Below are 6572 nucleotides of genomic sequence, written 5' to 3'. Positions count from 1 at the left end.
GCGTTGAAGCGCAGCAGGTCCTCGATCTGGCTCTGCAGCACGTGGGTGTTCTGGCGCAGGATGCGCGCGACCTCGCGCTGGTTCTCGCTCAGCTCGCCGGTGACGCCGTCTTCGAGCAGCGAGACGCCTTCGCGCAACGCGGCCAGCGGCGTCTTCAGCTCGTGCGAGACATGGCGCAGGAAACGCGACTTGTCGGAATCGAGTTCGGCCAGCCGCAGCCGCAGCCATTCGAGGCGGCGGCCGAGCAGGCGCACGTCGGTCGGGCCGCGGATGTCGATCGGCTGGTCGAGCCGGTTCTCGCCGAGGCTGACGACGGCGCGCTCCAGGTGCTTCAGCGGCCGCGCGAGCCACAGGCCGAAGCCGAGCGCCATCACGATCGAGATGCCGATCGCCGCGAGGATCTGCCGGCCGAGCTGGGTGCGGCCGGCCTCCAGCTCGCTCATCAGCACCTGGTTGCGGGTCTCGGTGGCCAGGCGCACCTGCTCGGCGATCGTGGCGTTGATCGACTCGAGCTCCCGGAATGCGGTGGTCACGGTGACCTCGCGCAGCCGGATCGCCGGATCGGGGCCGCTCAGCTGGGCCTCGATGTCGGATTCGGTGGCGCGCCAGTCGGCCGCCAGGTTCGACGGGATGCGGTTGTCGGCGAGGCGGGCGAGCGCCGAGGTGGCGTCGCGCGCGGCCTCCTCGAAGCGCTGGCGCAGCACCGGGTCGTCGAGCACCAGGTACTGGCGCGCGGCGCGTTCCATCGCGACGGTGCGCTCGGCCAGCACCTGCGCATCGGCGGTGTGCGCGACGGCCTGGCGCGCGCCCTCGCTGCTCTGGCGCAGCAGGCCTTCGAGCTGGAACAGGCCGCGCAGCGAGGCCGCGCTGAGCAGCGCGGCGATCAGCAGGAAGGCGACGAGCAGCAGCTGGCGGAAGGAGTAGCGGTTGAGGCTGAACATCAGCGGGGGATTGTGCCCGCCCCGATCAGTCGAACACCGGCAGCGCGTCGTCCTTCAAGGTGCCACGCACCTGCTCGAAGTCGGGCATCACCGAGCGCACCACGTCCCAGAAGCGCGGGCTGTGGTTCATCTCGCGCAGGTGCGCCAGCTCGTGTGCCACCACGTAGTCGATGCTCGGCATCGCGAAGTGGATCAAGCGCCAGTTCAGCCGGATCCGGCCGTCGGCGCTCGCGCTGCCCCAGCGCGTCTGCGCCGACGACAGGCTCAGCCGCGTGTAGCGCACGTTCAGCTGCGCCGCGAAATGCCGGCAGCGGTCTTCGAAGATGCGCCGCGCCTGCCGCTGCAGCCAGCTCTGCACCGCGTCGCGGATCTGCTCCGGCGTCGCGGTCTGCGGCAGCCCGACGTGCAGCGTGAGCCGCGGCACGCCCGGCAGCGCGGCCGCATCGGTGTTCAGGATGGCACCGGTGGCACGCGGATCCAGCACGACGATCACCGTCTCGCCGAGGAACGGGATGYCGGTGCCGTCGCGCCAGTCGACGCGGGCGGCCTGCAGCCGCTGCGCGCGCTGCTGCTGCTCGCCGAGCTTGCGCAGGATCCAGCCGGCCTTCTCGCGCAGCGCCGATTCGATGTCCTGCTGGCCGACCCATTTCGGCGCCGCCACGCTCAGGCCCTCGGTGCCGACGACGAAGCCGATGCTCTGGCGGCGCGCGCGGCGCAGCGCATAGCCGACCAGGTGGTCGTTCAGGCGGATCTCGCGCTGGGCCTGCGGATGGCGGAAGACCGCGGGCTGCAGGCTGGAGACGGGCGCAGGGGCGACGGGCGGTGGTGCCGCAGGGGCATCGACGACCGGCATGCGCGGCAGCGAGGGCCAGAGGGCCGCGGACACTGCCGGGGGCGACTCATCGAACAGCGACAGCTGTGGTTCTTCGGGGCCCGGCGCGCGTCGAGTCATGGGCCGCGATTCTAAGGGCGAGCTACGAAGGCGTGTACGCCCCGGGGTCGATGCGCCGCATCTCCCCTTCGATCCAGCCCTCGACCTCGCGCATCAGCTCGTCGGCCTCGCGCCCGGCCGGCGCGATCGGCTTGCCGATCGACACGGTGATCAGGCCCGGCCGCACCAGGAACGATTTGCGCGGCCAGCAACTGGCCGAATTGACGGCGATCGGCACCACCGGCGCGCCGGTCGCCACCGCGAGCCGCGTGCCGCCGGTCTTGTAGGTGCCCTGCTGGCCGCGCGTGATGCGCGTGCCCTCGGGGAACATGATGACCCAGTTGCCCTGCGCCATGAAGCGCTTGCCCTGCTCGGCCACGCGGTTCCAGGCCTCCGCGCGCTTGCTGCGGTCGATGTGCACCATGTCGAGCCGCGCCATCGCCCAGCCGAAGAACGGGATGTACAGCAGCTCGCGCTTGAACACGTAGCACAGCGGGCGCGGCATCAGCGTCGGGAACGCGAAGGTCTCCCACGTGGACTGGTGCTTGGACAGCAGGATGGCCGGGCCGTCGGGCAGGTTCTCCATGCCCTTCACCTCGTAGCGCACGCCGCAGATGAAGCGGCAGCCGGTGATCGCGATGCGCAGCCAGAAGGTGGTGAACCAGAACAGCGGCGTGCCGCGGATGAAGATCGACGCGATCAGCGAGAACACCGCCCACGGGATCACGGTGGCCGCCATCCACAGCACGAACAGCAGCGAACGCAGCGCCGCAATGAATTTGGACATCAATCGAGCCTTCCGAATCCGGAGTCGGTCTTGCCGGAGGCGCCGCGCAGCGTGCGCTCCTGCTGGATCATGTATTCGGCGAACGCCGTCAGGTCGTCATGCACCTGCAGGCCGGGCACCTTCTCGTGCAGCTGCGCGAGCTGCGCCTCGTCGAGCGCAGCGCTCTTGCCGGTGCGCACCAGGTGCGGCGGGCAGCCGGCGGCCACCGCCGCCTCGAGGTCGCGCAGCGAATCGCCGACCACCGGCACGTTCGCCAGATCGGCGCCGAAACGCTCGCCGATCTGCAGGTACAGGCCGGGCAGCGGCTTGCGGCAATCGCACTGGTCTTCGGGCGTGTGCGGGCAGAAGAACACCGCGCTGACACGCCCGCCGACGCGCGCGAGCTGCACGTTCATCTTCGCGTGCATCAGGTTCAGCGTCGCCATGTCGAACAGGCCGCGGCCCAGGCCCGACTGGTTGGTCGCGATCACCGTCTGCCAGCCGGCGTGGTTGAGCCGCGCGATCGCCTCGAGCGCCCCCGGCATCGCCACCCACTCGTCGACCGTCTTGACGAAGTCGTCGCGGTCTTCGTTGATGGTGCCATCGCGGTCGAGGATGATCAGGTTCATGGCATCGGACCTCTGGGGGCGAGCTTCACGCGGCATGGTTCACACCGCGAGCCGGGAGAGGTCGGCGACGCGGTTCATCGCACTGCGCAGGATCGCCAGCAGGCCGAGCCGGTTGACGCGGATCTTCGGATCGTCGGCGTTCACCATCACCTGGTCGAAGAACGCGTCGACCGGCGCCTTCAGCGCCGCGAGCGCCTGCAGCGAGGCGGTGAAATCGCGCCGGTCGAAGGCGGGCCGGGCGATCCGCTCGATGTCGACCAGCGCGGCGTGCAGCGCCTTCTCCGCCGGGTCGGTGAACAGCGCCGCATCGACCTGCTCGGCGACCTCGCCGTCGGCCTTCTTCAGGATGTTGCTGACCCGCTTGTTGGCGGCCGCCAGCGATTCGGATTCGGGCAGCGCGGCGAATGCGCGCACGGCCGCCAGCTTCTTGCCGACGTCGCCGAGCTCCTTCGGCCGCAGCGACAGCACGGCGTCGACCTGCTGCGCCGTCGCGCCCTGTTCGCGCAGCGCGCCGGCCAGGCGCTCGTAGATGAAGTCGCTCAGCGCGGCGCTGGCGTCGGTGATCCTGTCGCCGAACGCCTGCGCCGCGTCGTGCAGCAGCTTGTCGAGCGGCAGCGCGAGCTGGCGTTCGCTCAGCAGCCGGATCACGCCGAGTGCATGGCGGCGCAGCGCGAACGGATCCTTGTCGCCGGTGGGCAGCTGGCCGATGCCGAACAGTCCGACCAGCGTCTCCAATTTGTCGGCCAGCGCGACGATCTCGCCGACCTGGCCGCGCGGCAGTTCATCGCCGGCGAAGCGCGGCTTGTAGTGGTCTTCGATCGCGAGCGCGACCTCGTCGGCCTCGCGATCGTGGCGCGCGTAGTAGCCGCCCATGATGCCCTGCAGCTCGGGGAACTCGCCGACCATGTCGGTCAGCAGGTCGGCCTTGGCGAGCAGCGCGGCGCGGTCGGCCTGCGCCACGTCGGCACCCAGCTGCTTCGCGATGCCCGCGGCGATCGCCCGCACCCGCTGCACCCGCTCGCCCTGCGAGCCCAGCTTGCCGTGGTAGACCACCTTGTCCAGCCCGCCGACCCGATCGGCCAGCGACTTCTTGCGGTCCTGGTCGAAGAAGAACTTCGCATCGGCCAGCCGCGGGCGCACCACGCGCTCGTTGCCGCCGGTCACGCGGCTCGCATCGGCCGGGCGGATGTTGCTGACGACCAGGAACTGGTTGGTCAGCTTGCCGGCCGCGTCGAGCAGCGGGAAGTACTTCTGGTTGGCCTTCATCGTCAGGATCAGGCATTCCTGCGGCACGTCGAGGAACTCCGGCTCGAAGCGGCACAGCAGCACGTTCGGCCGCTCGACCAGCGCGGTCACCTCGTCGAGCAGCGCCGCGTCGTCGATCGGCTGCAGCCCCTGCTGCTTCGCCGCATGATCCAGCTGGCGCACGATCTCGGCATGGCGCGCCGCGAAGCTCGCGATAACCGCGCCCTGCTCTTCGAGCTGGCGCGCGTAGTGGTCGGCATCCTGCAGCACCACCGGCTCGACCGCCGCCTCGAAGCGGTGGCCGCGCGTCTCGCGGCCCGACACCAGGCCGAACGCCCGCAGCGGCACCACGTCGGCACCGTGCAGCGCGACCAGGCCGTGCACCGGGCGCACGAAGTTCACGCTGCTCCAGCCGTCGTCCAGCTGGTACTGCATCACCTTGCGGATCGGCAGGCCGGCCAGGGCCTCGTCGAGTGCCCCTTGCAGGCCCTCGGCCAGCATCGGCCCCTTGACGAGGCTGTCGTAGAACAGCGCCTCGGCCTTGCCGTCGGGCTGGCGCTTGAGCTGCGGCAGCACCGACGCATCGGCGCCGACGCTCGCGAGCTTCTTCAGCAGCGCCGGCGTCGGCTGGCCGTCGGCGGCGAGGCCCACGCTGACCGGCATCAGCTTCAGCGACACAGCGCGGTCGTCGGCCTGCGCGCGCACCGCGCTGACGTGCACCGCGAGGCGGCGCGGGGTGGCGTACGAGGTGGTTGCGGAATGATCGGTGGCCAGGCCGCGCGTCTTCAGCCCGGCGGACAGCGTCGCGGCGAAGGCCTCGCCGAAGCGCTTCAGGTCCTTCGGCGGCAGTTCCTCGACGAACAGCTCGACCAGCAGGTTGTGGGTGCTCATATCGCTCAGGCCGCCTTCTTCTTGTTCAGTTGCTCGATCACCTCGTCGGCCCAGGCCTTGGGCGCCATCGGGAACCCGAGGCGCGCACGGCTGTCGAGGTAGCTCTTCGCGACGGCACGCGCCAGGTTGCGGATGCGGCCGATGTAGGCGGCGCGCTCGGTGACGCTGATCGCGCCGCGCGCGTCCAGCAGGTTGAAGGTGTGGCCGGCCTTCAGCACCTGTTCGTAGGCCGGCAGCGCGAGCTGCTGCGCCATCAGGTAAGTGKCCTGCTTCTCGTGCGCCGCGAAGGCCTGCAGCAGGAAGTCGACGTCGCTGTGCTCGAAGTTGTAGGTGCTCTGCTCGATCTCGTTCTGCAGGTAGACGTCGCCGTAGCTCAGCGTGTCGGTCCACTTCAGGTTGTAGACGTTGTCGACGCCTTGCAGGTACATCGCCAGGCGCTCCAGCCCGTAGGTGATCTCGCCGGTGATCGGCTTGCAGTCGATGCCGCCGACCTGCTGGAAGTAGGTGAACTGCGTGACCTCCATGCCGTTCAGCCAGACCTCCCAGCCGAGGCCCCAGCAGCCGAGCGTCGGATTCTCCCAGTCGTCCTCGACGAAGCGCACGTCGTTGGCCTTCAGGTCGAAGCCGAGCGCTTCGAGCGAGCCGAGGTACAGCTCGAGGATGTTGGCCGGCGCCGGCTTCAGCACGACCTGGTACTGGTAATAGTGCTGCAGGCGGTTCGGGTTCTGGCCGTAGCGGCCGTCCTTCGGGCGGCGGCTGGGCTGCACGTAGGCCGCCTTCCAGGGTTCCGGGCCGAGCGCGCGCAGGAAGGTGGCGGTGTGGCTGGTGCCGGCGCCGACCTCCATGTCGTAGGGCTGCAGCAGCGCGCAGCCTTGGCGGTCCCAGTAGTCTTGCAGGCGCAGGATGATTTGCTGGAAGGTCAGCATAGGGGTTCGATAGTGGAAGAGACGCCGCGTTGGGTGAACGCGGAACTGGCGATTCTAGGCGGCGCGCCTGCGTGGAAGGCGCGTGCGGGGAGGCTGTGGCTCGCCGGCCGSGTCGGTCATCGCCCCTGGGGGCGATGACTTCCCTCCGCTGACTGGTTTCGCGGCCCGTCGCCGAAACTCCCGCCACTCACTTCGTTCGTTGTGGTCAAACAGTCGGCGACAGTCAGTGCACGAAGCGCGCTG

General features: G+C 69.8%; 6 protein-coding genes. All 6 read right to left on the bottom strand.

Going from position 1 to position 6572, the window contains the following annotated elements:
- Window positions 1-941, bottom strand: a 941-nt coding sequence (locus AC1D15_RS13940; protein ID WP_477826449.1) for a histidine kinase dimerization/phospho-acceptor domain-containing protein, incomplete at its 3' end; no start/stop codon positions are given.
- A gap of 25 nt (window positions 942-966) precedes the next feature.
- Window positions 967-1893, bottom strand: coding sequence for a M48 family metallopeptidase (locus tag AC1D15_RS13935; RefSeq protein WP_477826448.1), 927 nt, complete (start codon window positions 1891-1893; stop codon window positions 967-969).
- Between the two features lie 22 nt (window positions 1894-1915).
- Complete coding sequence (locus AC1D15_RS13930; RefSeq protein WP_047506723.1) at window positions 1916-2659, bottom strand: lysophospholipid acyltransferase family protein; 744 nt, start codon at window positions 2657-2659, stop codon at window positions 1916-1918.
- Window positions 2659-3267 (bottom strand): D-glycero-beta-D-manno-heptose 1,7-bisphosphate 7-phosphatase, encoded by a 609-nt coding sequence (gene gmhB / locus AC1D15_RS13925; protein ID WP_082004422.1) that lies wholly within the window; start codon window positions 3265-3267, stop codon window positions 2659-2661. Before gmhB ends, AC1D15_RS13930 begins: the two co-directional genes overlap by 1 nt.
- A gap of 39 nt (window positions 3268-3306) precedes the next feature.
- Window positions 3307-5403, bottom strand: a complete 2097-nt coding sequence (glyS, locus tag AC1D15_RS13920; RefSeq protein ID WP_477826447.1) for a glycine--tRNA ligase subunit beta — start codon at window positions 5401-5403, stop codon at window positions 3307-3309.
- 5 nt (window positions 5404-5408) lie between these two features.
- Window positions 5409-6329 carry a glycine--tRNA ligase subunit alpha gene (gene glyQ / locus AC1D15_RS13915; protein WP_477826446.1) on the bottom strand — a complete coding sequence of 307 codons (921 nt, stop codon included), beginning with the start codon at window positions 6327-6329 and terminating at the stop codon, window positions 5409-5411.
- Between the last annotated feature and the right edge of the window lie 243 nt (window positions 6330-6572).

It is taken from the genome of Rhizobacter sp. P2_H2 (assembly GCF_056403375.1).
Note: the sequence above shows the minus strand (reverse complement) of the source record. Positions and strands in the feature narration are given on the sequence as shown.

Excerpts from the sequence above, each read along its gene's own strand:
- AC1D15_RS13930 (WP_047506723.1), bottom strand. The coding sequence starts at position 2,659 with ATGTCCAAATTCATTGCGGCGCTGCGTTCGCTGCTGTTCGTGCTGTGG.
- gmhB (WP_082004422.1), bottom strand. The coding sequence starts at position 3,267 with ATGAACCTGATCATCCTCGACCGCGATGGCACCATCAACGAAGACCGC.
- glyS (WP_477826447.1), bottom strand. The coding sequence starts at position 5,403 with ATGAGCACCCACAACCTGCTGGTCGAGCTGTTCGTCGAGGAACTGCCG.